Origin of the sequence: Streptomyces sp. NPDC029526 (genome assembly GCF_040637405.1) — a bacterium.
Taxonomy (GTDB): Bacteria; Actinomycetota; Actinomycetes; order Streptomycetales; family Streptomycetaceae; genus Streptomyces.
Window position 1 is genome coordinate 65,501 of record NZ_JBEZWE010000010.1, and the last position, 23,416, is coordinate 88,916.

The 23,416-nt window shown below is 74.2% G+C and carries 19 protein-coding genes; 6 read left to right on the forward strand and 13 right to left on the reverse strand.

All coding sequences use genetic code 11. The features are described from left to right. Window positions 1-48: 48 nt before the first annotated feature. The 3 genes from AB0F01_RS21210 to AB0F01_RS21220 all read right to left on the reverse strand — a co-directional run bounded on the left by AB0F01_RS21210 (window position 49) and on the right by AB0F01_RS21220 (window position 3,459). A complete protein-coding gene (locus AB0F01_RS21210; protein ID WP_362097855.1) occupies window positions 49-2,439 on the reverse strand; it encodes an excinuclease ABC subunit UvrA in 2,391 nt (796 codons plus the stop codon). Between the two features lie 152 nt (window positions 2,440-2,591). Then, on the reverse strand, window positions 2,592-3,002 hold the full coding sequence (locus tag AB0F01_RS21215; RefSeq protein WP_362097858.1) for a VOC family protein: 411 nt from the start codon (window positions 3,000-3,002) through the stop codon (window positions 2,592-2,594). A gap of 10 nt (window positions 3,003-3,012) precedes the next feature. After that, complete coding sequence (locus tag AB0F01_RS21220) at window positions 3,013-3,459, reverse strand: helix-turn-helix transcriptional regulator (protein ID WP_362097861.1); 447 nt, start codon at window positions 3,457-3,459, stop codon at window positions 3,013-3,015. A 476-nt stretch (window positions 3,460-3,935) separates the two neighbouring features. Between AB0F01_RS21220 and AB0F01_RS21225 the strand changes: the two genes are divergently transcribed. Further along, window positions 3,936-4,613, forward strand: coding sequence for an adenosylcobinamide amidohydrolase (locus AB0F01_RS21225; protein ID WP_362097864.1), 678 nt, complete (start codon window positions 3,936-3,938; stop codon window positions 4,611-4,613). A gap of 28 nt (window positions 4,614-4,641) precedes the next feature. Here AB0F01_RS21225 and AB0F01_RS21230 read toward each other — a convergent pair whose 3' ends face one another. The 6 genes from AB0F01_RS21230 to AB0F01_RS21255 form a co-directional block, all read right to left on the reverse strand. Continuing rightward, a complete protein-coding gene (locus AB0F01_RS21230) occupies window positions 4,642-5,535 on the reverse strand; it encodes an SDR family oxidoreductase (protein WP_362097867.1) in 894 nt (297 codons plus the stop codon). Then, window positions 5,532-6,035: a hypothetical protein gene (locus AB0F01_RS21235; protein ID WP_362097870.1), complete on the reverse strand. Its 504-nt coding sequence runs from the start codon at window positions 6,033-6,035 to the stop codon at window positions 5,532-5,534. Before AB0F01_RS21235 ends, AB0F01_RS21230 begins: the two co-directional genes overlap by 4 nt. Before the next feature lie 45 nt (window positions 6,036-6,080). Further along, the gene (locus tag AB0F01_RS21240; RefSeq protein ID WP_362097873.1) at window positions 6,081-7,724 is read right to left on the reverse strand and encodes an NAD(P)/FAD-dependent oxidoreductase; all 1,644 of its coding nucleotides are present in this window, start codon (window positions 7,722-7,724) and stop codon (window positions 6,081-6,083) included. Further along, window positions 7,717-8,223, reverse strand: coding sequence for an SRPBCC family protein (locus tag AB0F01_RS21245; RefSeq protein ID WP_362097876.1), 507 nt, complete (start codon window positions 8,221-8,223; stop codon window positions 7,717-7,719). Before AB0F01_RS21245 ends, AB0F01_RS21240 begins: the two co-directional genes overlap by 8 nt. Window positions 8,224-8,820: 597 nt before the next feature. Next, the gene (locus tag AB0F01_RS21250) at window positions 8,821-9,702 is read right to left on the reverse strand and encodes an oxygenase MpaB family protein (protein WP_362097879.1); all 882 of its coding nucleotides are present in this window, start codon (window positions 9,700-9,702) and stop codon (window positions 8,821-8,823) included. Window positions 9,703-9,901: 199 nt separating this feature from the next. Then, window positions 9,902-10,165 carry a hypothetical protein gene (locus AB0F01_RS21255; protein WP_362097882.1) on the reverse strand — a complete coding sequence of 88 codons (264 nt, stop codon included), beginning with the start codon at window positions 10,163-10,165 and terminating at the stop codon, window positions 9,902-9,904. Between the two features lie 144 nt (window positions 10,166-10,309). On the opposite strand from AB0F01_RS21255, the gene AB0F01_RS21260 reads away from it, so the two are divergent. Then, the gene (locus tag AB0F01_RS21260) at window positions 10,310-11,002 is read left to right on the forward strand and encodes a GAF and ANTAR domain-containing protein (RefSeq protein WP_362097884.1); all 693 of its coding nucleotides are present in this window, start codon (window positions 10,310-10,312) and stop codon (window positions 11,000-11,002) included. Window positions 11,003-11,233: 231 nt separating this feature from the next. On the opposite strand, the gene AB0F01_RS21265 is transcribed toward AB0F01_RS21260, so the two are convergent. Continuing rightward, a complete protein-coding gene (locus AB0F01_RS21265) occupies window positions 11,234-11,827 on the reverse strand; it encodes a hypothetical protein (RefSeq protein WP_362097887.1) in 594 nt (197 codons plus the stop codon). A 342-nt stretch (window positions 11,828-12,169) separates the two neighbouring features. Between AB0F01_RS21265 and AB0F01_RS21270 the strand changes: the two genes are divergently transcribed. After that, window positions 12,170-14,821, forward strand: a complete 2,652-nt coding sequence (locus AB0F01_RS21270; protein ID WP_362097890.1) for a SpoIIE family protein phosphatase — start codon at window positions 12,170-12,172, stop codon at window positions 14,819-14,821. A 479-nt stretch (window positions 14,822-15,300) separates the two neighbouring features. Continuing rightward, on the forward strand, window positions 15,301-17,622 hold the full coding sequence (locus AB0F01_RS21275) for an MMPL family transporter (RefSeq protein WP_362097893.1): 2,322 nt from the start codon (window positions 15,301-15,303) through the stop codon (window positions 17,620-17,622). A 141-nt stretch (window positions 17,623-17,763) separates the two neighbouring features. On the opposite strand, the gene AB0F01_RS21280 is transcribed toward AB0F01_RS21275, so the two are convergent. Together AB0F01_RS21280 and AB0F01_RS21285 are read right to left on the reverse strand one after the other, a co-directional pair. After that, on the reverse strand, window positions 17,764-19,839 hold the full coding sequence (locus AB0F01_RS21280; protein ID WP_362098200.1) for a DUF1996 domain-containing protein: 2,076 nt from the start codon (window positions 19,837-19,839) through the stop codon (window positions 17,764-17,766). Between the two features lie 326 nt (window positions 19,840-20,165). Beyond that, window positions 20,166-20,798: a GNAT family N-acetyltransferase gene (locus AB0F01_RS21285; RefSeq protein ID WP_362097896.1), complete on the reverse strand. Its 633-nt coding sequence runs from the start codon at window positions 20,796-20,798 to the stop codon at window positions 20,166-20,168. Between the two features lie 98 nt (window positions 20,799-20,896). Here AB0F01_RS21285 and AB0F01_RS21290 point away from each other — a divergent pair, with 98 nt between their 5' ends. Further along, window positions 20,897-22,105, forward strand: coding sequence for a YihY/virulence factor BrkB family protein (locus tag AB0F01_RS21290; protein WP_362097899.1), 1,209 nt, complete (start codon window positions 20,897-20,899; stop codon window positions 22,103-22,105). 64 nt (window positions 22,106-22,169) lie between these two features. On the opposite strand, the gene AB0F01_RS21295 is transcribed toward AB0F01_RS21290, so the two are convergent. Next, window positions 22,170-22,622: an NAD(P)H-dependent oxidoreductase gene (locus AB0F01_RS21295; protein ID WP_362097902.1), complete on the reverse strand. Its 453-nt coding sequence runs from the start codon at window positions 22,620-22,622 to the stop codon at window positions 22,170-22,172. A gap of 134 nt (window positions 22,623-22,756) precedes the next feature. Between AB0F01_RS21295 and AB0F01_RS21300 the strand changes: the two genes are divergently transcribed. Beyond that, entirely contained in the window at window positions 22,757-23,410 is a 654-nt protein-coding gene (locus tag AB0F01_RS21300; protein WP_362097904.1) for a class I SAM-dependent methyltransferase, read from the forward strand. Window positions 23,411-23,416: the final 6 nt, after the last annotated feature.

The window sequence follows — 23,416 nt, forward strand, 5'->3', positions numbered from 1 at the left end:
CCCTCTCCGGCAGGCCCGGCGCTCCGCGGAGCGCCGGGCCGCGGCCGGTCAGGCTCCCACGTACGCGGCGAGGTGCTCGCCGGTGAGGGTGGAGCGGGCGGCGACCAGGTCGGCCGGGGTGCCCTCGAAGACGATCCGGCCGCCGTCGTGGCCCGCTCCGGGGCCGAGGTCGATGATCCAGTCGGCGTGGGCCATCACGGCCTGGTGGTGCTCGATGACGATCACGGTCTTGCCGGAGTCCACCAACCGGTCCAGCAGTCCGAGCAGTTGCTGGACGTCGGCGAGGTGGAGGCCGGTGGTCGGCTCGTCCAGGACGTAGACGCCGCCCTTGTCACCCATGTGCGTGGCCAGCTTCAGGCGCTGCCGCTCGCCGCCGGACAGCGTGGTGAGCGGCTGGCCCAGGGTGAGGTAGCCGAGACCGACGTCGGCGAGCCGCTCGAGGATCCGGTGCGCGGCCGGGGTGCGTGCCTCGCCGGAGCCGAAGAACTCCACGGCCTCGGACACCGGCATCGCCAGCACCTCGCTGATGTCCCGGCCGCCGAAGCGGTACTCCAGGACCGACGCGTCGAACCGCTTGCCCTCGCAGTCCTCGCAGGTGGTGGAGACGCCGGCCATCATGCCCAGGTCGGTGAAGAGCACGCCGGCGCCGTTGCAGGTCGGGCAGGCGCCCTCGGAGTTGGCGCTGAACAGGGCGGGCTTGACTCCGTTGGCCTTGGCGAACGCCTTGCGGATCGGGTCGAGCAGTCCGGTGTAGGTGGCCGGGTTGCTCCGCCGGGAGCCGCGGATGGGCGTCTGGTCGACCGCGACGACCCCTTCCTCGGCGGGGATCGAGCCGTGCACCAGGGAGCTCTTCCCGGAGCCGGCGACACCGGTGACCACGGTGAGCACGCCCAGGGGGATGTCGACGCCGACGTCGCGCAGGTTGTTGGCGGTGGCGCCGCGGATGGGCAGCTTGCCGGTGGGTTCGCGGACGGTCTCCTTCAGGGCGACCCGGTCGTCGAGGTGGCGGCCGGTGACGGTGTCGCTGGCCCGCAGGCCCTCCACGGTGCCCTCGTAGCAGACGGTGCCGCCCTCGGTGCCGGCGCCGGGGCCGAGGTCGACGACGTGGTCGGCGATCGCGATGGCCTCGGGCTTGTGCTCGACCACGAGCACCGTGTTGCCCTTGTCGCGCAGGCGCAGGAGCAGGTTGTTCATGCGCTGGATGTCGTGCGGGTGCAGTCCGATGGTGGGCTCGTCGAAGACGTAGGTGACGTCGGTGAGCGAGGAGCCGAGGTGCCGGATCATCTTGACGCGCTGCGCCTCGCCGCCGGACAGGGTGCCCGAGGCGCGGTCGAGGGAGAGGTAGCCCAGGCCGATCTCCACGAACGAGTCGAGGGTGTGGCGCAGCGCGGTGAGCAGCGGTGCCACGGACGGCTCGTCGAGCCCGCGGACCCACTCGGCCAGGTCCCTGATCTCCATCGCGCAGGCGTCCGCGATGGACATCTTGCCGATCTTCGACGACCGTGCGCCCGCGGTGAGCCGGGTGCCGTCGCACTCGGGGCAGGTGGTGAAGGTGACGGCCCGGTCGACGAAGGCCCGGATGTGCGGCTGCATCGCCTCCCGGTCCTTGCTGAGCATGGACTTCTGGAGCTTGGGGATCAGCCCCTCGTAGGTGAGGTTGGCCCCGCTGATCTTCACCTTGGTCGGCTCGCGGTACAGGAAGTCGTGCATCTCCTTCTTGGTGTACTTGCGGATCGGCTTGTCCACGTCGAAGAAGCCCGACTCGGCGATGACGCGTACGACCCAGCCGTCCCCGGTGTAGGTGGGGATGGTGAACGGGTCCTGGGAGAGCGACTTGGAGTCGTCGTAGAGCTGGGCGAGGTCGATGTCGGAGACGGTGCCCCGGCCCTCGCAGTGGGTGCACATGCCGCCGGTGCGGCTGAAGGTGACCTTCTCGGTCTTCGTCCTGTCGGCGCCGCGGTCGACCGTCATGCCGCCGCTGGCCGTGACGGAGGCGGTGTTGAAGGAGAACGCGCTCGGCGGGCCGATGTAGGGCTTGCCCAGGCGGCTGAAGAGGATCCGCAGCATGGCGTTGGCGTCGGTGGCGGTGCCGACGGTGGAGCGCGGGTCGGAGCCCATGCGCTGCTGGTCGACGGTGATCGCCGTGGTCAGCCCGTCCAGTACGTCGACCTCGGGTCGCGCCAGGGTGGGCATGAAGCCCTGGAGGAACGCGCTGTAGGTCTCGTTGATCATGCGCTGCGACTCGGCGGCGATGGTGTCGAACACCAGGGAACTCTTGCCCGAGCCGGACACTCCGGTGAACACCGTCAGGCGGCGTTTGGGGAGTTCGACGCTGACGTCCTTCAGGTTGTTCTCCCGCGCGCCGTGCACCCGGATCAGGTCGTGGCGGTCGGCGGCGTGCGGCTCGGACGGCCGCTTGTTCTTCCCCGTGCTGGTCATGTGCTCTCCGTCGGTGAGACGGGGCCGCCCCTCGGCCCCCTGGAACGCCCGGCTCGGTCGGGCCGTGCGGATCGGTGACTGTCCGCGGTCGCCCGCGCCCCGCCGACGCGGCGCGCGGGCACGGGGCGGGCGACCGCGCGGCCGGACGGCCGTCAGCGCACCTCTTGGACGCGGACCATGTTGCCCGCGGGATCCCGCACCGCGAAGTCACGTACACCGTACGGCTGTTCGGTCGGTTCCTGGACCACTTCGGTGTCACCGGCCTGGAGTTTCTCGAAGGTGCCGTCGAGGTCGCGGGTAGCCAGGATGATGCCGCCGTAGGTGCCCTTGGCCATCATCTCGGCGATGACGCGGCGCTCGTCGTCGGTGACGCCGGGGTCGGCGGCCGGCGGGTGCAGCACGATGGACGTGCCCGGCTGTCCCACGGGGCCGACCGTGATCCAGCGCATCCCCTCGTACCCGACGTCGTTGCGGACCTCGAAGCCGAGGACGTCCCGGTAGAAGCCGAGGGCGGCGTCCGGGTCGTCGTGCGGAAGGAAGCTCGAGTGAATGGTGATGTCCATGGCCCCCACGCTAGGCGTCGGTGGTGGTGCGCGCTTCTCGATTCCTGACCGGTCGGGTCACCTGCTTGGCCACGCACGACGGGATCCCCGCGGTGGCACGGGCCGCCTCGCGCCGGTACACGCTGGGCGGCATCCCGACGAGTTCGGTGAAGCGCGTGCTGAAGGTGCCCAGCGACGCACAGCCGACCTCGAAGCAGACCTCGGTGACGCTGAGCTCGCCGATGCGCAGGAGCGCCATGGCCCGTTCGACCCGCCGCGTCATCAGGTAGCTGTAGGGCGATTCGCCGTAGGCGAGGCGGAACTGGCGGCTGAGGTGCCCGGCCGACATGTGCACGCCGCGGGCCAGGGCCTCGACGTCCAGGGGACGCGCGTACTCCCGGTCGATCCGGTCGCGGACGCGGCGCAGCCGGGCGAGGTCCTTCAGGTGCTGCTGCGGTACGGGGGGTCTGCTGGTCACTTCTGCGATCGTGCCACGTCCCTTCCCCGTTGCCCAGGTTTTTCCGCTCTCCGCCTGAGGTCGCCGCCGGCGGGCGGTGCGGGCGGGCGGACGGACCCGTGGCCGGACCACCCGGTGCGGACAGACGACCTGCCGGCGTGGACGGGGGCCCAGGTGTGCGCGGGCCGAACCGGCTGGGCTGGACAGACGCCCAGGTGCGCGCAGACGGAGCCGACGGGGTGGACGGTTCCGGCACGGTCGGACCAGGGAGGGACTGCCCCATCCGGCGGGAGCGGACGGACCAGGGAGGGACGGCCCCACCCGACAGGGACAGCCCCGCTCGGCGGAAGCGGCCCGACCCGACAGGGCCGGACCGACCCGGCGGGGACGGGGGGAGGACCGAGCCGGCGTCGGCCACCGGACCCGGTCGGGGCCGGGCCGTCGCCCCGGCGTACGATCGGCCGGCCCTGTCCGACCCAGCCGAGGAGCACCGTCCGGTGACCGCCGCCCCGCCGCCCCCGACCGTCGACGGACTGCTGCCGCTGCGGCGGCTGAGCCGGGTCGAGGAGGGCGAAGCCCTGCACGCCCTGCTGTGGACCGCCGGCGCGGGCTGGCGGATGATCAGCAGCGCCGTCCTCGGCGGCGGACTCGGGGAGCGCGAGTGGATCCTCAACGCCCAGGTCTCCCACGGCTATCGGCGCACCGATCCCGACCGGCACCTGGCCGCGCTCGCCGCGGAGGCGGGACTGCGCGGGCCGGGGGTGGGTCTGATGACCGCCGCGGACGTCTCGGCGTACGGTCACGGCCGTGACGGGGGCGCGGAGGCCGTCGCAACCGTGGGCATCTCGGTGCGCGGCTGGGCCGCCTCGGCGCGGGAGGGCACGGACGGCCCGGCGCCCGCGGGCACGATCAACATCGTGGTGGCGCTGCCGGTGGCGCTCGGGGACGCGGCCCTGGTCAACGCGGTGAGCACGGCCACCGAGGCGAAGGTGCAGGCCCTGCTGGAGTCCGGCTACGACTGTTCGGGCACGCCCACGGACGCGGTGTGCGTCGCCGCGCGCGTCCCCTCCCCCGGTGAGGACGTGGTCGCGTTCGCGGGGCCCCGGTCGCTGTGGGGGGCCAGGCTGGCGCGTGCCGTCCACGGAGCGGTGCGGCAGGCGGCTCCGGCGCCCTGACGCGGGACCCCGGCGCCGCCGCCGCGGGTCAGGTCCGAGGCCGGGCGGCCTCCCGGTCGGCGGCGCCGCCGGCCCCCAGGAGACCGGTGTGCCGCAGGGGGTCCCGGGCCTCCAGCCGGCCCAGTTCCCGCCGGGTGGCCCACAGCACCACGGGCGGCAGCGCGGCGCGCGCCGCCTGCGCCAGACGCAGCCAGCGCGGCAGGTAGACGGCCGCGCTGCGGTGCTCCACGGCCGCGGCGAGCCGCTCGGCGGCCCGTTCCGGCGACAGCGTGCGCCGGGCGGGCGGCGGCAGGTGGGCGCGCAGTTCCCGCATCACCGGGTACCGGTCGGCGTCACGGATCATGGCCGTGTCGATCCAGTTCAGGTAGCCGATGCCGACGTCCACACCGCGGTGGGCGACCTCGGCGCGCAGGCTGTGGGCGAACGACTCGGCGCCGGCCTTGGAGGCGCAGTAGGCGCTCATCATGGGGGCGGCGGCGATCGACGCGAGCGAGGCGACCTGGAGATAGTAGCCCCGTGACGCCAGCAGGTCCGGCAGGAAGGTGCGGGCGGTGGCCGCGCTGCCGGTGAGGTTGACCTCGATCACGCGGCGCCAGTCGGCCGGATCCGAGTCGGCGAACGGGCCGCCCTCCGCGACGCCCGCGTTCGCCACCACCACGCTGGGCGGCCCGAGCCGCTCCCGTACGGCCGCGGCGGCGGCCTCCAGCGCCGCGTCGTCGGTGATGTCGACCTCGTGGGCGAGGGCGGGCGCCGGCAGGTCGGCGGCCAGCGCCCGCAGCGGCGCGCCCTCGTGCCCGAGGAGCGCCGTGCGGGCGCCGCGCCGGGACACCTCCCGCGCCAGCGCGGCTCCGACGCCGCGTGCCGCGCCGGTCACCACCACCGTGCGGCCGTGCAGGGACCAGCCGCCCGCGGCCCGCCTCACGCCGGGTCCGCCCGCTCGGCGTCGTTGCGCTCCTTCGCTCCGGTCTCGGTCTCCGGACCGGTCTCGGGGCGCGCGGTGTGGTCGGGGTGGCCGGCCGTGCGGCGGGCCTCCTTCATCTCGGCCTCGTACAGGTGGTCCCGTCCGTCGGCCAGTTCGTCGACGGCCGCGCGCTCGAAGTCGCGGAACGGCTGGTAGTAGGTGCCGTCGTAGGCCTCGACGATCTGGAAGGTCCAGTGGCCGGGGATCACGTTGCGGCCCAGCACCTGGGTGCGCACCGTCTCCGCCCAGTCCGGGTGCCCGGCCTTGTGGAGCAGTTCGACCGCCCGGTCCAGTTCCAGGTCGGCCGTGCCGGTGAGCTGGTGGAAGCTGTAGAGGTGCCCGCGGGCGCGTTCGGTGGTCTCCAGGGCCTTGGACAGCGCCCCGAGCGCCTCCACCGTCTCGGCGCTGACCCCTTCGGGGCGCCGGTGGGCACGGTCGGGTCCGTCGTCGTGACCGGTCATACGTCTCGCCTCCGTCTGTGGGTCGTCGTCAGGTACCCGGGCCGGTCAGGTGCCCGGGGTCCGGCGGCCCGGTACCGGGCGCTTGCGGCCGGTGCGGTCGCGGCGGGTCAGCAGGCGCTCCGCCAGAATCGGGACCGCCCGGCGGCGCAGGGCGGCGCGGGCCGCGTTGGCGCCCGGCGCCCCGTGGACGCCACCGCCGGGGTGTGCCGACGCCGACGCCAGGTACAGGCCGGGCACCGGGGTCTCCGGGCGGGCGGTGCCGGGCAGCGGGCGGAAGAAGAGCTGCTGGTGCATGGCGGCGGTGCCGCCGTTGATGGCGCCGCCGTGCAGGTTGCGGTCCAGCGACTCCAGGGTGGGCGGGGCCAGGATGCGGCGGGCCCGGATGCGGGAGCGGAAGCCCGGCGCGAACCGCTCGACCTGCCGCTCGACGCGGTCGGCCATGATCTCCTGCTCCCGGGCGTCCCAGGACCCGGTGAGCCCTTCCTCGCCCGCGTCGCCCACGACGTGGTGCGGTACGTGGGTGTACGCCCACGCGGACTCGGTGCCCCGGGGTGAGCGGGACGGGTCCGAGGTGGTCATCTGACCGAACAGGGAGAACGGACGGTCGGGGATCCGGCGCATGGCGAGCTGGGCGGCGAAGCGGGTGAGTTCGTCGACGCCGTCGGACAGGTGCACGGTCCCCGCGCGCGCCGCCTGCTCGGCCTGCCAGGGCACCGGGCCGTCGAGCGCCCAGTCCACCTTGAAGGTGGCGAAGTCCCACTCGAAGCGCCGCAGGTCGGACAGGACCTGCGCGGGCAGGTGCTCGGGCGCGACGAGTTCGCCGTACAGGGCGGGGACGGCCACGTCGGCGAGCACGGCGCGCCCGGCGGCGACCGTCTCCCCGCCCGCGGTGCGCACGCCCGCGGCCCGGCCGTCGCGGACCAGGACCCGCTCGACCCGCTGCCCGCAGCGCAGGACGCCGCCGAGGGACTCCAGGCGGCGGACCAGGGCGCCGGTGAGGGCGCCGGACCCGCCGGCGGGCACCGGAAAGCCGTAGGTCTGGCCGAGCATCGACATCAGCCAGCCGTAGCCGCCGCTGCCCGCGGCCTCCGGGGCGAGGTCGGCGTGCAGGGCGTTGCCGGCCAGCAGCAGCCCGCCGCCTTCGCCGCCGAACTCCTCCTCCGCCATCCGGCGCACCGGCAGGACCAGGGTGCGTGCCATGCGCAGCCCGCCGGCGGCGCGCAGCCGCAGGGCGACGCGCGCGGCCGACCGCACGGGCGGGAAGGGCGTGAACAGCGCCTCCAGCAGGTCGGGGCGCAGCCTCTCCCACGTCTGGTGCAGCCGTGCCCAGGCCGCCCCGTCGCCCGGCGCGAAGGTGTCCAGGGACGCGGCCGTGACGTCGACCCGGCGGTCCAGGACCGCGCAGCGTCCGTCGCTCAGCGGGTGGGCGAGGACGTGCGGGGCGTGCTGCCAGCGCAGTCCGTGTTCGTGCAGCCGCAGCCCTTCCAGGACGGGGGACGCCGCGGCGAGCGGGTAGAAGGCGCTGAAGAGGTCGCTGACGAAGTCGGGGTCGACGCCCCGGTCGTGGCGCGCCGCACCGCCGGGTTCCGGTTGCTCCTCCAGCACCTCGACGCTCCATCCGGCGTCCGCCAGCAGGTTCGCCGCCACCAGGCCGTTGGGGCCCGCGCCGATCACCACGGCGTCAGGCACGGGCCGGCCCCCCGCCGTTGTGCGGCGCCATGAGGTGTCCCATCGGCCGTCGGCGTTCCTCCTCGGCCGCCACCTCCTCGCAGATGTCCGCCAGCCGGGCCAGCATGGAGCGGTGCCGCAGCTGGATCAGCGCCTCCACGGCGGTGTTGTGCACGGCGCCGCCCATGCCCCGCAGCGGGTGCTCGTCGACGACGACGAGGGTGTGGTCTCCCCACGGCTTGAGGGCGATGGCGATCCGCGCGCTGCCCAGGGGGCCGGCCTTGGCCTCCAGCTCCAGGTCGTTGCCCGGCTCGCAGCGTCGGACGACCGTGCGGTTGGTCAGGGACAGAGGCCCCAGGCGCACCTGGTAGCGGATGGCCGAGCCGAGTTCCGGCCACCGGCCCCGCTCCGGTTCCGTCGTCGCGGTGCCCACCACCCATTCCGCGTAGCGGCTCCCGTCCGAGAGGACCTCCCAGACGGTCCGCGGGTCCGTTTTGATCAGGCGATGACGAACCGCCACTGCGACCTCCCGTGTCCGGCGGGTTTTCGGTCAGCACTGAGTGCCCCGTCTGCGGCGCGTCAACCGGCGGCACCTGCCAAGGCCGGCCGGACGGGTGCCGCCGGAGCCGGGCCGGACGCCGGGTTCAGGCCCGGACGGGGCGGTGGGCGCGGGCGCGAACGGGACGGGGCAGTGGGCACTGGCGCGGGCGCGGACGGACGGTGGCGCCGGGCGGCCAGGGTCTTTCGTTCAGATCAGGACGGATCAGGGCGGATCAGGGAGCGGGGTCCGGTGCCCGTATCGCAAGGCGGAGGAGGGCGGCAGGGCCGAGCCCTGCCGACCGACGAACAACGCGGCGAGGCGCGGTGCCGGGGCCCGCGAGCCCTGCCTGATCCGAACGACAGACCCTGGAGGACGGGAGACCGGCAGATGGCCCGGACCGGAGGGGCCCGGACCGGAAGCGGCCGGACCGGAGGCGCCCGGCGGCGCGGGCGGAACGGCAGGGACCGCGAAGGAGCGGCCCTGGGATCACGCGAAACGGCCCAGGACCACGGCGGAGCAGCGCGGGACACGCGGAGCGGCCCGGGACCACGGCAGAGCGGCGCAGGGGCGCCCAGCTCACGCCGGGGTGCGGCCCTCCCGGGTCGGGGCCAGGGCCCAGCGGATGCCCGCGGTCACGGCCGTGCCGAGGGGACGGACGCAGACGCCCTCGGCGGGAGGTATCCGGGGGACCCCCAGCTCGCGGGAGGCCCAGAGCGGCAGCAGCGACACGGCGTTGGCGGCCAGGACGCCGTAGGGGAGGCGGGCGAGGAACGGCACGGGCGGGTTGAGCAGCAGGAACCGGGCGGTGGCGCGGGCCTCGGGGGTGGCGCGCAGTTCGGGGCGGTAGTCGGCGAGGCGGGCCGCGAGTCCGGCGCGGCTGACCGGCGGGTCGGGGACGCCGAGGGCGGTGGCGATGCGCGCCATGTCGGCGACGTACGCGTCGCAGCCCGCAGCGTCCAGCGGGCGGGCGCCGTAGCGCTGGTGGGCGCGCAGGAACGCGTCGACCTCCGCGAGGTGCACCCAGGCCAGCAGACGGGGATCGTCGGCGCGGTACGCGCGGCCGTCGGCGGCGGTGCCGCGCACGGTGGCGTGCACCGCCCGGACGCGGTCGACGGCGCTCTGGGCGCTGTCGGCGGTGCCGTAGGTGGTGACGGCGAGGAAGGTGCTGGTGCGCTGGAGCCGTCCCCAGGGGTCGCCGCGGAACCCGGAGTGCCCGGCGACGGCGGCCATGGCGAGCGGGTGCAGCGACTGGTGCAGCAGGGCGGCGAGCCCGCCGATGAACATCGAGGCGTCACCGTGCACCCTGCGCACCGGGCGTTCGGGGCCGAACCAGCGGGGGCCGGGCGTGCCGTGGATGCGGGCCCGGCTGTCCGGACCGTCCGGCCCGGCGACCCGGGTGAAGATGGCCTGCCCGATCCGGTCGCGCAGGGCCGGCCCGGCCTCGGTCAGACGTCCCATGGTGCCCCTTTCCGCCCTGCCGGCCCGGCCGCACGCGTGTCGGCCGCCCTACGACTCCGTGTGCCCGGGGCGGCGGCCCGGTACCCCTCGGGACACCGCGCCCGACACCCGGCACCGGCCCGGGACCCCTGGGCCCGTCGTCCCGGGGCATGTCGTCCGCCCGGTGGCCCCGCTCCGCCGGGCCGGGCCGAGCACCCGCTCAGGGCAGGTCACCCCGCCACTCGAAGACACGGCCCGGCCCCCTCGGCACGTACACCGCCCGGCCACCCGGGCCGTAGCGGCCTATCTCCGTGCGCAGGCCGATCCCGTCCGCGAACTCCGCCGGGGAGCGGTCGGTGACGTCCAGCAGCAGACCGTCCAACGGCCCGCCCGACAGTTCGGCGTACACCCTCCCGTCGCGCGGCCCGGGGTCGTCGTGGTCCGCCCCGTAGACCCGGCCGCGCATGAACTCCAGTTCGTCCATGACGGCAGGGTCGCACCCCCCACTGACAACGGTCCCGGCCACCGGGACACGCGGGGCGGACCGGTCCTGCTCCGGAAGGCCGCGGTGGTGCGCAACGGGCGTGTCAGGATGGCAGGAGCTGACCCCGCCGGCAGGAGGCCAACGGTGAACTGGCGTGACTTCGCACAGCAGATGGCCGTCATGGCCCGGAACCTGCTGGCGGAATCCGGGCTCGAACCCACCCTGGAGGAGATCACCGACTCGGCGGTCCGGCTCGTCCCGGGGTGCGAGGCCGCCGGGATCCTCGTCCTGGAGGGCGGCCGGGCCCGGTCCCTGGCGCCCACCGATCAGGTGGTGGTGGACAGCGACCGTCTCCAGGACCGGCTCCGGGAGGGACCGTGCTTCGACGTCGCGCGCCCCGAACTCGACGAACGGGTCTTCCGCATCCGCGACTTCACCGCCCCGGCCGAACGGTGGCCCGCCTACGTGCCCCGGGCACGGGACCTGGGGCTGGGAAGCATGATGGGCTTCCTGCTGTACACCCGGGAGGAGGAGCTGGGCGCCCTCAACATGTACTCCCGCAAGCCCGGCACGTTCACCGAGGACAGCGAGACGGCGGGCTGGCTGCTGGCCTCCCACGCGGCGGTCGCCTTCTCCACCGCCCTCACCGACGCCCAGCTCCAGGAGGCCATCGCCACCCGGCACATGATCGGCGAGGCGATGGGCATCCTGATGGGCCGGCACCACGTGACCGAGGAGCAGGCCTTCGAGCTGCTGCGCACCCAGTCGCAGCGCACCAACACCAAGCTGCGGGACGTGGCGCGCCGCGTCTGCGAGACCGGGAGCCCGGAGCCGTGAACCGGCCCGCGGGCGGCCGTCCGGGGGTGACTGCCCCGCACGGCCGCCCGCAGGCGGTGCGCAGCGGCCGTCCGGCCCGTACGTGCGAGCCGTCCGCTCGTGCGTGCGGGCCCGGGTCCGGGCGGGCCCCGCCCCCAGACCCTGTCGTCACCTTCCCGTCTGCCGTCTGCCGTGCGTCGGGCGTCGGGCGTCGGGCGTCGGGCGGACGGGAGGGATGCGACGACAGGACCTCTAGCGGGCGCCCGTCCAGTTGTGCGCCACGTCGATCACGACGCGGTCCTGGAGTTGCAGCACCCGGAACGGCAGCCGCGCCCGGACGCCCAGTCCGACCTGCGTGTCGCCCTCGAAGCTGCCGGCGAATCGGGCGTCCCGGAAGGTGCGGTACCCGGTGAGGTCCACTCCGGGCAGGGCGTGCCCGGCGCGCGCCGGGTAGGTGGCCCGGCCGGTCTCGGGATCGTAGGCGGGCGCGGTCACCCGGATCTCCAGGACGGCTCCGCCCGCGACCGGGACGGGGCGTCCGGAGCCGTCCTGGTGGAGACGGTCGACGTAGCGGACGGAGTAGCCCACGTCCCCGGCGCCCGGGACGTCCACGACCATGCGGTCGTAGCAGTCGTGCCGTCCGGTGCGGATGTCCCGCACCGGCGTGGCGGTGGCGGGCGTGCCGGTCTCGGGCAGGCTGCCCCAGCCGGTGGGGCAGGCGGTGGCCGCCGACACGGCGGTCCGGGTGGTCGCGGCGGCCGGGACCGCGGCGGTGCCCAGTGCGGTGCCGATGAGTGCGAGCGTCGCGCAGACGATGGCGGTGCGGGTTGTTCCGGTTCGAAGCATCTTCGCCCCCCGAGGTGGCCTGTTGCTGATATCGGGTGAGACAACCGGGTTCACCCGATGGTTGCCCTGCGGCTCAGCTTCGGTGTGCGGCCCGCACCCCCGTGTTCCGCCCGGCGTTCCGCGAGGAGCTGGACGGGCCGGGACGCGGGAGACCGGCCCGCACCGGGCGACCTCGTCGCCGCCCGCCCCCCGGCGTCCGGGCGACCTTGTCGCCGACCGGCCCGGGGTACGAGCGACGCGCCGGGGCCCCGGTGCGCGCATCCGCCGCGCCCCGCCGCCCGGCATGGCACATCCTGGAGAGCGAACGATGTTCCCGTGCGTCCGCACCGGGGAGGACGCGAGATGCCAGAGCCAGCCGCCGTACCGGACGACGGTCGGTCCGGCGCGCGCGGAAACGGCGCGGCGGACCATGGGGCCGAGGCCCCGCCGGACCGGCTGGAGGACGCGCTCGCGGAGCCGCTGGTCGCGGCCGTCCGGGAGACCGGGAGCTACGGCGGTCTGGTGTACCTGCGCTCCCGCGACCGGCGTTCGCTGGTGCTGTCGGTGGTCACCGGTGTCCCCCGGTCCTTGCTGAAGACGTGGTGGCGCGTCCCGGTGGGCGGCGCGCTGCCGGTGTCGGAGTGCTACCGCACGGGCGAGGCCCTGTGGCTGGCGGACGAGCGGGTGACCATGCTCCGCTTCCCCCAGTTCACGGCCGCGCTGCCGTACGCGTTCGCCTCCGCCCAGTGGCCGGTGCGGGTCGACGGCGAGACCGTGGGCGTGCTGGTGGTGCTGCGTTCGGTGCGCGAGCCGTTGGGCCCGGGCGGCGTGGGGCCGGTGCTGTGGGACGCCGTGCGGGACATGGAGGGCCGGCTCACCCGGTACACGCGCGGGGTCCCGCCCCCGGGCCCGGCGGACGCCGACGCCGTCACGTACGGCATCGAGTACGACGACCAGCCGGTGAGCGTCCGGCTGCCCACCCCGCCGGCCCACACCGTGCAGGTCGGCATGGTCGAGTGGGACCTGGACAGCGACCGGTGGTCGGCCGACGACGATGCCCTGCACATCCTCGGCCTGACCCGGGAGGACTTCGGCGGCACCCTGGCCGACGTGGAGGCACAGGTCTGCCCGGACGACCTGTACGAGCTGCGGGCGGGCCGGCGGGACGCGCTGACGCACGGGCAGGTGCGTTCCCGGCACTTCCGGGTGGTGGCCGAGGAGGACGAGGACGGCCAGGTGCGCTACCGGCCCGTCGAGCTGTGGGGGCACGTGGTCCGCGCCGGCGTGTCCGGGAGGCTGCTGGTGGGCGCGCTGGTGGACACGGAGGGCGGGGTCACCGCCGCCGAGGCCGCCGAGCGCCTGCCCGACGGTCTGTTCTCCCTGGACCAGGACGGCCGGGTCACCTACGCCAACCGCCGCTGCACGGAACTGCTGGGGTGCGAACGTCAGCAGCTGCTCGGCCAGCACCCCTGGCACGTCATCACCTGGCTGCACGATCCGGCCTACGAGGACCGCTACCGGGCGGCGATGCTGTCCCAGGAGCCGGTCACCTACCTGGTGCGCGATCCGCACGGCACCTGGCTCGGTTTCGTCCTGTACCCGGGCGTGCACGGGCTGACCGGCCGGGTCTTCCGCACCGCCGCGCCCGTGAGCCCGCGGCCCACGACGCCCGGCCGGGCCGGTGCGCTGATCGGGGGCGCCACGGCGCCGCCGGAGCCGGTCGTGGCGGCGCGTGCGGGCGTGCTGTACCACGTGGTGCAGATGGCCAGCGTGCTCACCGAGGCGGTGACGGTGCGGGACGTGTGCCGGGCCATCGCCGAGCAGCTGCTGCCGGCGTTCGGCGCCCAGGAGGTCGCCCTCTACACGGTCCGTGACGGGCGCATGCACCTGCTGTGGGAGGCCGGTTACCCGGAGGGCTTCCTCGACCCGTTCGAGGGCGTTCCGCTGGACGCGCAGCTGCCCGGGGTGCACGCGCTGACGACGCGGTTCCCCCTCTTCTTCGAGTCGCCGGACGCGCTGAGCAAGGCGTACCCGGGGATCGCTCTGGACCGGATGCACTCCTGGTCGTTCCTGCCGCTGATCGCCTCCGGTCACGCCGTGGGCTCGTGCATCCTCGGCTGGTCGGAACCGCACCGCTTCACCCCGGACGAGCGGTCCGCCCTGACCGCGCTGAGCGGGCTGGCCGCCCAGGCGCTGGAGCGGGCCCGGCTCTACGACGCCGAGTCGGCCGTGGCCCGCGGGCTGCAGGAAGGGCTGCTGCCGCACCGTCTGCCCGCCATCGAGGGGCTGGTGACCACCGGACGGTACCTGCCGGGCACCCAGGGCATGGCCATCGGCGGCGACTGGTACGACGTGATCCGGACCGCGCGGGGGGTCGCGCTCGTCATCGGCGACGTCGAGGGGCACAGTGTCGGGGCGGCGGCCGTGATGGGCCAGCTGCGCAGCGCGGTGCACGCCTTCGCGACCAGCGGGCAGCCGCCGCAGGAGGTCATCACCCACACCAACCGGCTGCTCGCCGAACTGGAGTCGGACGCCTTCGCCACCTGCTGCTACATCGAGCTCGACCCGCGCAGCGGGCGGGCCCTCGCGGTGCGGGCCGGTCACCCGCCGCCGCTGCTGCGGCATCCCGACGGCCGGACCGAGACCCTGGACCTGGTGGGCGGGGTGATGCTGGGCGTCGAGCCGGACGCCCTGTATCCGGTCACCGCGCTGACCCTGACGCCGGGCAGCGTCCTCGCGCTGTACACGGACGGCCTGGTGGAGCAGCCGGGCAGTGACATCGAGGCCGGCATCGAGGCGGCCCGCGCCTGTCTGGCCCGTACCCGCACGGACTCGGTGGACCATCTCGCCGACCAGTTGGTCAAGGCCGCCCGCCGGGCCGAGGACCGCCCGGACGACGTCGCGCTGCTCCTGACCGCGTTCGGCTGGGAGGCCCGTGAACCGCCGTCCGGCCGGACGGGCGCGGACCCTGGCACGGGCGGGACGGGCGAGACAGGCGCGACGGGCGGGTCCTGAGGCCGCTCGTCCCGACGAAGCCAGGACGACGCCGCACCGCGTCCCGTGGCGGAAGGGGTCCCGGTCCGGCTTCGTCGCGCCCCGGCCCGGCCGGCTCGGAGGCGCCCCCCGGAGACGCGCGGGGCGGGCGGACAGCGGACCGGACGGCCCTCGGATCTCCCGGGTACGAGCGGAACGGCGGGCCCCGGCCTCACCGCCCACGGTGGGCGGCGGCCCGTCGTGATGCGGCGTCCGGACCGGGAACGGCCCGCGCGCCGCGGCCTTCCTGCTCCGCGCGCCGGGTCCCCCCTGCTCCGCGCGCCGGGTCCCCCCTGCTCCGCGCGCCGGGTCCTTCCTGCTCCGCGCGCCGGGGGCGCCCGGACCGTGACGGGCCGCCGGCCGGGCATCTCGCGGCGGTGCCCCGAGATGCCGGGACGGGACCGCCCGCCTGTAATGGGATGAGGGCCGAGAACGGCTCGGCTGGGCAAAGGGGACGACCCATGCCTTCCAGACGGGACGACGCGGCGGGGGCGGGGAAGCACGCCACGGCGGGACAGCGGCAGGGCGCGGGGACGCGGCCGGCGGGGAGACCGAGGAGGACGGGGCTGCTGCGGCGGCTGGGCGAGTGGTGTGCCCGCCACTTCGTGATCGTGATCATCGCCTGGCTGGTGGCCCTGGTGGCGCTCCAGGTCGTCAGCCGTGCGGTGGGCGGCACCTACTCGGACAACTTCACGCTGCCCGACGCGCAGTCCCAGCGGGGCATCGAGGTGCTGCAGCAGCACGATCCGCAGGCCGGGGGCTACAGCAGTCAGATCGTGCTGCACGACGAGCAGCAGCAGCTGACCGCCCTGGGCTCGCAGATGTCCACCACCATCGGCGCGCTGGAGAAGCTGCCGCACGTCCTGTCGGCGCAGAATCCGCTGTCCGCCACCGGATCCTCCTCCTCCGACGAGCAGCAACAGTCGAACGTCGGACCGCTGTCCACGGACGGGAGGACCGGTTACATCACGGTCCGCTTCGACGTGCAGCCCTCGACCCTCGGGGACGACTACCTCGACGGCGTCGACCAAGCGGTGGAGCCGTTGCGGCAGGCCGGAGCGCAGGTCGAGTACGGCGGGCCGCTCGGGGAGCTGGCCCGGCCGGCGCCCGACGACCGGATGAGCGAGCTGATCGGCTTCGCGGTCGCCATCGTGGTCCTGCTGGTGGGCTTCGGCAGTGTGATCGCGGCCGGCATCCCGCTGCTGACGGCCCTCGTGAGCGTGGTGGGCGGCCTCGCGATCCTCGGCCTGCTGGCGGCGGCGTTCACCTTCGCCACCGTCTCCCCCACGCTGGCCACGATGATCGGTCTCGGGGTCGGCATCGACTACGCGCTCTTCCTGATCACGCGGCACCGGCAGAGCCTCATGGACGGCGCGGACCCGGTGCGGGCCGCGGGTCACGCCAACGCCACCAGCGGCCGGGCGGTGCTCGTCTCCGGCTGCACCGTGATCATCGCGCTGGCCGGACTGTCGGCGTCCGGTGTCTCGTTCATCGCCAAGCTGGGACTGGCCGCGGCCGTCACCGTGGTCTCGGCCGTCGTCGGGGCCGTGACCCTGGTGCCCGCGCTGCTGGGGCTGATCGGCACCCGCATCGACCGGTACCGGGTGCGCAGGCCGGTGGCCGAGACGGGCGCGGAGCCGGGGGCCGAGGCCCACGGCACCTGGCACCGGTACGCCCAGCAGGTGGAGCGCGGGCCGTGGTGGTTCCTGGCCGCGGGGGTGGTCACCATCGCCGTGCTGGCGATCCCGGTGTTCTCGATGCAGCTCGGCCACATCGGTGACGGGGCCGACCCCACGTCCGACACCGACCGCCGCGCCTACGACCTGATGACCGACGCCTTCGGGCCCGGGTCCAACGGTCCCCTGACCGTCGTCATCGACCAGACGTCGGTCGCCGCCTCCGACCGCTCCGCCCTCGCCTCGCAGGCCCAGAAGACGCTGGACGGGGTCGCCGACGCCGCCGCGGTCACTCCTCTGACACCCACCCAGGACGGGGACGTCCTGGTCGGTACGGTGTACTCGGCCGAGTCGCCGCAGAGCGCCACGACGACCGACCTGACCAACCGGCTGGTGCACGACACGCTGCCGGAGGCCGTGCAGGGCACCGACGCCGAGACCTACGTCACCGGCACCACCGCGGCCCAGGTCGACTTCCGCGACGTGGTCGCGGACCGGCTTCCGCTGATCATCGGCGTGGTCGTCGCCCTCGCCTTCCTGATCATCCTAGCCGTGTTCCGGGGCCTGCTCGTGGCCGTGAAGGCGGCGGTCCTCAACGTCCTGTCCATCACCGCCTCCTACGGTGTCGTCGTCGCCGTCTTCCAGTGGGGGTGGGGCGGGCCCGCGCTCGGGGTGTCCGGCACGGTGCCGATCGAGAGCTACGTGCCGATGATGATGTTCGCGATCATCTTCGGCCTCAGCATGGACTACGAGATCTTCCTGCTGTCGCGCGTCCACGAGGCGTGGCAGCGCACCGGTGACGCCAAGGCGTCCGTCGCGCACGCCCTGGAGATCACCGCCCGGGTCATCACCTGCGCGGCACTGATCATGGTGAGCGTGTTCGCGGCGTTCGTCGTCAGCGACAACGTCGTGGTCAAGATGCTCGGGCTCGGCCTGGCCGTCAGTGTGCTCATCGACGCCACCGTGGTGCGCCTGCTGCTGGTGCCGGCCGTGATGACGCTGCTGGGGCGGCACGCCTGGTGGACACCGCGGTGGCTCGACCGGATCATGCCGCACATCGACGCGGAGGGCGAGGACACGCCGGCACCGGCGCGGACACCGCCCTGACCGCCCTCGCCCGGACTCGATCGGCCGCGCCGGGGCGGGGCGGTCCGGCGAGGGTGCCGCGACGGACCGGGCACCCGGACAGCACGAGGCGGCAGGACCCGCGAGGGGGCCCTGCCGCCGTGCACCTGCCGTGCGGAGGGGTCAGGCGTTGCGCCTCACGCTCCGCAGGACGAAGAAGCCGAAGATCACCAGCACTCCGCCGACCGCGGCCGGCCAGAGCTGCGCGCCGGTCTCGGCCAGGCTGCCGCCCTGGGCCTGGGCCCCGGTCGTCCTCTCGACCTCCGGGAGGGTGCCGGGCACCTGGGCGGCCTGGGCCTGCTGACCGCCGTCGTCCTTGCCGTCCTCGCCCTTGCCGTCCTTGCCGTCCTTGCCGGCGTCCTGGTTGCCGGCGCCGGTGTCCTGGTCGTCGTCGGCGGGGGACGAGGCCTTCACGTTGGGTTGAGCGGGCTTGTCGGCACCCTTGTCGGCACCCTTGTCACCGGCCGCCGGCTCCTGGCCGCCGTCGCCCTGGTCGCCGCCCTTGCCGTCGTCCTGCTTACCGTCGTTCTGCTTGCCGTCGTCCTGCTTGCCGTCGTCGCCCTTGCCCTGGTCGCCACCGTTGTTCTGGTCGCCACCGTTGCCCTGGTCGGCGCCGTCGTTCTGGTCGCCACCCTGGTTCGGGTCCTCGGCGTCGTTGTCGCCACCGTTCCCGGCGTCACCGCCGCCGTTGCCGTTGCCGTCGCCTCCGTTGTCACCGCCGTTGTCGCCGCCGCCGTTGCCGCCGGCACCGCAGGTACGGCCCTCGTTGATGCAGTCGACCATCTCGTTCATCAGGTCCTCGTCGAAGACGTTGATGAAGTCGCCGTGGTCGGTGATCGGCTTGTGCAGCTGCTCGGGGAAGGAGTCCACCGCGAACAGCGGGACCGTCTTGCCGCCGTCGTCCAGGCTCGGCGCGTCGACGTCGTAGACGATGCGCTGCACCAGCTGGGGCACGGGCTTGAAGCCGGACGGGCAGTTGCCCTGCTCGTCCACGAACGCCATGTGGGTGCGGTGGTTGGCACTGTCGGTGTTGCGGCCGTCCCAGCAGCTCTGGAAGTCGAACGTGCGCACCACGTCACTGCCCTCGGGGCACAGCGGGTACTTGTCCGTCAGCTGCCGGTCCTCGAAGCCCGTGCAGCTCCAGGACGCGTTGGCGTTGGCGGGGCCGTTGACGAACGACTTGGCGTCACCGGTGATGATGCGCAGGAACCGCGGCATCGCGGTGACCTCGCCCTTCGGGTTGCCCTCGAAGCTCAGCGTCACCTCCTTGGGCGTGACGATCTCACCGACGTTGCCCTCGATGCCGCCGCCCGGGGAGTTCGCGTCGCGCTCCTCGACGCCGTTCTGCAGACGCAGCACCGGCCAGTAGTACGACGACTTGTCGCCCTGGTCCGCACAGCTGGTCTCGGCGCGCGCCAGGTCGTCGTCGCTGGAGAAGGCGTTGGTGGCCTGGTTGCCGATGTAGTCGTGGAAGTGGTGGGCACCGTTGGCGACACCGGGCGCCGCGATCACGTTGTCCGAGTTGAACAGCCCGTTGGCGTTGACGCCGCACTCGCTGACGAAGGTGCCGCGGGAGGCGTTCGCGGACGCTTCCGGCTCGGCCACGTTGGGCTGGATGCTCTTGATGTCGACGTAGTCGCCCGCCACGGGCCCGTTGCCCGCCTCGCCGCCGTTGCCGGCGTCGCCGCCCTGCCCGCCTTCCTGGTCCTGGCCGCCCTGGCCGTCCTGGCCCTGTGCGCCGCCCTGCTGGTCCTGGCCGTCGCCGGCGTCACCGCCCTGCGCGCCCTCGCCGCCGTCGCCGCCGCCCTCCTGGCCGGCGTCCGGCTGGGCGTTGCCCGATTCGCGCACCGCGCAGGCGGCGAGCTCGTCGAGGCCCTCGGGCCGGTCACCGACGCGGTCGATGGCGGTGGCGATGCGGGCGAGGGTCGCGGACCGCTTCTCGGTGAGCGGGCCCGCGATCGCGTTCTCGGCGAAGTTCGGGTCCTGCCGGAGGGCGTCGGCGGACTCCCCGATCCGCTTGTACGCGTCGGCGATCTGCGCGTCGAGCGCGGCGAGTTCCTTGTCCACCTCCGGCCGGGCCTCTTCGGGGACGTCGGTCAGCTCGGTGGCCACGTCCGGGCAGTCGATCGTGGCGCCGGCGAACACCTGCGCGGCGTCCGCGCCCTCTTCCGTCGCGGAAGCGTAGACGTTGGCCGCCATCATCCCGCCTCCGCCCAGGATCAGGGCGAAGGCGGCGAGCGTCGCGCGCTGTTTGGGGCGTCTGCGTGTGTTGCGTGCCAAGGCAGTACTCCTACGCTTGTGTCGCGGGGGGTCGGCATGGAATTCCCACGCCCCATACGCAGGGGGACCGCCGTGTGTTCAAGGGCCGCACGAATTCTTCGCCGCTCCTCCTCCCCGACGGGCCCCGCAGGCACCCTCCCGCCCCTCCCGACTCGCCTTCCTCGACGGGGAATTGGGCAGGTCGGCGCGGCGGCGGGGGGCGCGTGCGGCGCGCGGGGGCACGGCAGGAGGAGCGGGCGTATTCCTCAGCGGCGGCCGGCGTCGGCGGTCGTCCGGCCGAGACAGGCGACCGTCGCGTCGAGCGGGGTCTCGATCTCGTGGAAGCCCATCCGGTCGTAGAAGGCCCGCGCGGGCTTGTTGGCGGTCGACATCACCAGATGGACGGCCGGGACCCCGGCCTCGTGCAGGGCGTCGAGGAAGACCCGCATCAACTCCCGCCCGTGGCCGCGCCCCTGCCACGGGGGCAGCAGGTCGATGTGCAGGTGGGCCGGGTAGGGGGCCAGTTCGGGGACGACCATCCGCTCGGGGCGGTGCAGCAGCCGGGCCATCGCCTCGTCGGGCGTGGCGGGCTCCCCGGCCGGTTCGGGGTAGCGGTCGGCCACCCGGGGCAGCCAGTCGGTACGGAAGTCCGCGGCGAAGCGGGGGGTGTCGGCGGTGCCGAGGATGTACCCGACGGCCTGCCCCCGCCCGTCGTCCAGGACGAAGGCGAGCTGCGGTTCGAGGTGGACGTAGGGGGCCGCGAAGATGGCGGGCAGGATGCCGGGATCCCGGTAGTGGGGGCGGCTGTCGAGACCGTTGTGCGCGGTGCGGATGCAGATGTCGTCGAGGGCGGGGCCGTCGGCGGGGCGGTACGGGCGGATCACGGGGTGCGAGGTCATGCCCGTGATCCTGCCCGGATGGGAGCGCTCCCACAAGACCGAGTTCCGTGACTTTCCGAGGGCGGCTTAACCGGCGGTGCGGTGGTTACCCGGTGTGCATGAAACTGCATCTACCGGGGCGGAACACCCGGCACCAGGGCGAGGCCGCGGACGGTGACGTCCGCCCGGGTTCCGGCACGGAACCCGCGGCGGCTCCCGCGCCCGGCAGGGACGACGACGCGGGCCGGACGGCGGATGCCGGCATCGAGCCGCACGACGACGCGGGCCGGAGGACGGAGTCCGGGTCCGGCGCGCGCGGTGAACCGGGGCCGACGACCGGCTCACGGCCGGGCCCCGACGAGCACGTGCAGCGGGCGGCACCGGACAATCCCACGGGTCTGCCGAAGCAGTCGTGGGGCGCGGCGCTCAAGGGCAGTCTCCGCGAGTTCAAGGACGACGAGCTCACCGACCGGGCCGCCGCGCTGACCTACTACGGCGTACTGGCCCTGTTCCCGGCGCTGCTGGTCCTGGTGTCCCTGCTGGGTCTGGCCGGGCAGTCGACCACGGACAAGGTGCTGGAGAACGTCCAGGACCTCGCACCGGGTCCGGCCCGCGACATCATCACCCGGGCCGTGGAGCAGTTGCAGGGCAACGCGGGCACCGGCTCCCTCGTGGCGATCATCGGTCTGCTGCTGGCCGTGTGGTCGGCGTCCGGCTACGTGGCCGCGTTCATCCGCGCGGCGAACGCCGTCTACGACGTCCCGGAGGGCCGGCCGGTCTGGAAGGTCCTGCCAGTACGGCTCGCGGTGACGGTCGTGCTGATGGTGCTGGCGGTGGCCAGCGCGCTGATCGTGGTCTTCACCGGCGGGCTGGCGCGCCGGGCGGGCGACTTCCTCGGGCTCGGGGACACGGCGATCACGGTGTGGTCCATCGCCAAGTGGCCGGTGCTCGTCCTGCTGGTGGTCTTCATGATCGCCCTGCTGTACTGGGCCACCCCGAACGCCAAGGTCAAGGGCTTCCGCTGGATCACACCGGGCAGCTTCCTGGCCCTGGTGATCTGGCTGGTGGCGTCCGCGGGGTTCGCGTTCTACGTGGCGAACTTCGGCTCGTACAACAAGACCTACGGCACCATGGCCGGTGTCATCGTCTTCCTGATCTGGCTGTGGATCACCAACCTGGCCATCCTGCTGGGGCTGGAGTTCGACGCGGAGATCGCCCGGCAGCGGGCCATCGCCGGCGGCCACCCTCCGCAGGAGGAGCCCTACACCGAGCCGCGCGACACCCGTGCCTGGAACGACGAGGACCGGCAGCGCCTCGACGGCACCTGACCCGCACCCCTCACCGGCTGACCGCAGCCCTTCACCGGCTGACCCCGGCCCCGGTGGGCCGGGGTCAGCCGGTGAGGCCGGCGGCGAGCGTGGCGCCCAGTTCCCAGCAGCGCTCGGTGTCGGCCTTGTCCGGGCCGCCCGTGACGGTGACCGGGTCGGCGGCGCGGCGCCAGCCCAGCCCCGTGGTGACGGTGTCGAGGGCGCGCAGCGCGCCGGTGACGTCGCTGCCGCCGTGCACGAAGGCGCCGTAGGGCCGTCCCCGGGTGCTGTCCAGGCAGGGGTAGTAGATCTGGTCGAAGAAGTGCTTGAGGGCCCCGGACATGTAACCGAGGTTGGCCGGGGTGCCGAGCAGGTAGCCGTCGGCCTCCAGGACGTCGGTGGCGGTCGCGGCCAGGGCCGCCCGCCGCACCACCCGTACGCCCTCGATCTCCGGGGCGGTGGCGCCGGACAGGACCGCCTCGAACATGGCCTGGCAGTGGGGTGAGGGCGTGTGATGCACGATCAGCAGAGTGGGCACGCCCCCGACCCTGCCGTGGCCTCCCCCGCCCGCGCAAGCCGGGCCGTGGCGCCGCCGTACGGCGGCGTCCCGTTGTCAGGGCCGGTGGCGGATGGCAGCATGCGCGGCATCGGCAAGCGGAGACGGGGTGCGTGTTGACCGACGAGGATCGCAGGTCACCGGCGGCGGTGGTGTTCGACGCGCTGGGCGACGAGTACGAGAAGGCGTTCGCCGGTTCGCCGGCCCACCGGGCCTCGCTGGAGTGGCTGCTGGCACGGCTCCCGGCGGGCAGCCGGGTGCTGGACGCGGGCAGTGGCACGGGCCGGCCGACGGCCGCCGTGCTGGCCGAGGCGGGGCACCGGGTGCTGGGCGTGGACGTGTCGCCGGTGATGACGGAGCTGGCCTCCCGCCAGGTGCCGGCGGCGGAGTTCCGGTGCGCCGACGTCACGTCCATGGAGCTGGAGGAGGAGTCCTTCGACGCGGTGTGCGTGTACTTCACGCTGCTGCTCATGTCCCGGGCCGAGCAGGCCGCGCTGGTCCGGCGGCTGACCCGGGCCCTGCGTCCGGGCGGGCTGCTGGTGCTGGCCACGGTGCCCCTGGACGTCGAGGGCTTCGCGGGCGTCTTCATGGGCCAGGAGGTGCGGCTCACCAGCTTCGCCCCCCAGGACGTCGTGGCGATGGTGCGGGAGGCCGGTCTGACGGTGCTGTCGGAGCAGAGCGCCATGTTCCGGCCGACGCATCCGGACGCCGCGCCGGAACCCCACCTCTTCCTGCACTGCCGGCGGGGGCCGGAGCCGTCCGCGGGCTGACGGGCC